Here is a 2,455-nt window from a genome sequence, read left to right on the forward strand (position 1 = left end):
GACGACGAAACAGGGAAAGCGGCGCCGCGCATCGGCCACGATCGCGCGGGAGACGTTGACCACGACGATCCGCCCGGCGTCGAGATCGCCGACGATGCTTGCCGGAATGCCGTAGCTCAGGCCATGCGCCGACCAGGAGAGGGCGAAGGCGCGGCGCTGGAACTCATCGTCGGAGACCGGTTCGTGATCCTCCGCCGGATCGGGCGGCCGGGTGATGACGCGCCGGGGGAACACGATGTCCGGCGCATGCCCGAGGCGGCGCCTGGCCTCGCGCAGCACCGTGTCCTTGCCCGCGCCGGACGGGCCGACGACCAGCACGAGGCGGCCCGATCGCGGCATCAGGCGCGGCATCAGGCGCCGAAGCGCAGGCGGCGGGCCAGGCGGAATGGCGCCCCCGCGCTGTCTTCCACGAAGACGGCGATGCCGGTGACGCGGCGCGCCGCCGCCAGGGTATCGGCGAAATGCGCCGCGGCGGCGGGGACGAGCGGATTGTCCGCGATCCGGTCGGTCAGGGTCATGTGAAAGCGGAACGCGCCGAACACCAGCGGATAGCCCCAGCGCTCGATATTCGCGCGCTCGGCGGCGGGGCGGCCTTCGGCGCGCCGCGCCCGCGCCGCCGCGTCCTCCGGCACGCGGTGGTGATCGAGTTCGGCGACGCAGGCATCGGCGAGGTCGCGCATCGGCGGGCACGCCCCGGCGAGGCACAGGGCGAGGAAGCCGTGCAGGTTGGCGATGTCGAGGGGCGGCAGGTCGAAGGGCCGCATCCGCGCGGCCAGCGCCGCCGCATCGGCGATGAAGGCGTCGAGCCCGTGCCGCAGCGCCATCGGCGGCTTCAGCGTCGCGTGGAAGCCGTAGCGCCGTGGCGACTCCGTCATGCCCTCGAGTCCGGCGACCGGCGGCTGGGGCAGGCGCTCTCCGCTCAGCGGATCGCGGCCGAGCCAGGCGCAGCCCCGCGACCAGAGCGGATCATCCGGTTCGGGAACGTAGTAGACGGCGGCGCGGTGGGGTTCAGGCAATGCGCACGCCCTCCCGCCAGACGGACCGGACCACGGGCAGACCCTCGTAGACCCGCACCTGCACGAGATCGGCCCGCAGTCCGACGGCGAGCCGGCCGCGATCGTCGAGCCCGGCGATGTCCGCGGCCCCCGCGGTGACCAGCCCGATCGCGGCGGGCAGCGGCAGGATCTCGCGCGCGGCGAGGCAGAACACCGCTTCCAGCATGGACGCCGGCACGTAGTCCGAGGCCAGGGCATCGAGCAGGCCCTCGCGGACCAGGTCGAGCACCGCGACATTGCCGGAATGCGACCCGCCGCGCACGATGTTCGGCGCGCCGGCGATGCTGCGCATGCCGCGCGCGCGGGCGGCCCGCGCGGCGGCGAGCGAGACGGGAAATTCGGCGATCCCGATCCCTTCCTGCGCGTTGCGCGCCACATCGGCCTCGGTGTGATCGTCGTGGGAGGCGAGCGGAATGCCCCGCTGCCGCGCCTCGGCGATCACGAAGGCGCGGTTCGGGCCGTGATAGGCGTGATGATTGTCCTGCAACTCGGCGATGATGGTGTCGAGCTCGCCCTCGGCGACGCCCTCGTCGCGCCGCATCTGCCGGTAACGCTCGACATCCGCATACTGCCCGCTCAAACCGGGGCTGTGATCCATCAGCGAGATCAGCCGCACGCGATCGTCGTCGATGGCGCGGGCCAGCATGCCGGGCATTTCGGGCGCGGGGAGTTCGCAGCGCAGATGCAGGAAGTGCTCGCTCTTCAGGGCGCCGAGCGGCAACAGGGCGCGCAGGTCGACAAAGGCGTCCTCGAAGGTCTGGTTGCGGGCCTTGCCGAAGCCGATATCGCCGAGGCAGAGGGCGTCGAACACCGTCGTGATGCCGGCCGCAGCGCATTGCGCGTCATGCGTCAGCAGGGCGGACCGCGACGGCCAGCGCGCGTTGTTGCGCGGCTGGGTCTGCCGTTCCAGATTGTCGGTGTGCAGGTCGATGATGCCCGGAATCAGGTAATCGCCCTCGAGGTCGACATCCGCGCCGGAGCCGCCGAACGCCGCGATCCGGCCCTGCGCGACGGACAGGCTGCCGTCGCGGATTTGGTCGGGCAGCACGAGCCTTGCATTGGTGAACGTCGTCATGCGCTTTCCTTCAGGGGTTCGAGCGACAGCGTTTCGTCCGCCACGGCGTCGCGGACGTGCCGGTCGTGGAATATCCCGAGCAGGGCCGCGCCGCGAGCCTTCGCCTCGCGCATCAGCCCGATCACGATGTCCCGGTTGGCGGCATCGAGCGAGGCGGTCGGCTCGTCGAGGAGGAGGATCGGCCACTCGCAGGCGAAGGCGCGGGCGAGGTTCACGCGCTGCTGCTCGCCGCCCGAGAAGGTCACCGGCGGCAGGGCATGCAGGGGGGTTGGAATGCCGAGCCGGTCCAGCATCGCCCCCGCCCGCGCGGCGGCGGCCTCCGCGG

3 protein-coding genes and 1 pseudogene are annotated in these 2,455 nt (G+C 72.1%); all 4 read right to left on the reverse strand.

Annotated elements, in window-relative coordinates:
• A pseudogene (locus APM_RS02105) lies at positions 1–339 on the reverse strand (phosphonate metabolism protein/1,5-bisphosphokinase (PRPP-forming) PhnN); the annotation flags it as partial.
• Between the two features lie 11 nt (positions 340–350).
• Positions 351–1,016, reverse strand: a complete 666-nt coding sequence (locus tag APM_RS02110; RefSeq protein WP_007421708.1) for a DUF1045 domain-containing protein — start codon at positions 1,014–1,016, stop codon at positions 351–353.
• On the reverse strand, positions 1,009–2,130 hold the full coding sequence (locus tag APM_RS02115) for an alpha-D-ribose 1-methylphosphonate 5-triphosphate diphosphatase (protein ID WP_007421710.1): 1,122 nt from the start codon (positions 2,128–2,130) through the stop codon (positions 1,009–1,011). Before APM_RS02115 ends, APM_RS02110 begins: the two co-directional genes overlap by 8 nt.
• Positions 2,127–2,455 (reverse strand): ATP-binding cassette domain-containing protein (locus APM_RS02120; protein WP_007421709.1); only part of this gene is annotated, 329 nt, incomplete at its 5' end. The genes APM_RS02120 and APM_RS02115, both read right to left, overlap by 4 nt.

It is taken from the genome of Acidiphilium sp. PM (assembly GCF_000219295.1).
GTDB lineage: Bacteria > Pseudomonadota > Alphaproteobacteria > Acetobacterales > Acetobacteraceae > Acidiphilium > Acidiphilium multivorum.

What these genes read in the sequence shown, in the direction of transcription:
- APM_RS02115 (WP_007421710.1), bottom strand. Translation starts at nt 2,130, where the DNA reads ATGACGACGTTCACCAATGCAAGGCTCGTGCTGCCCGACCAAATCCGC.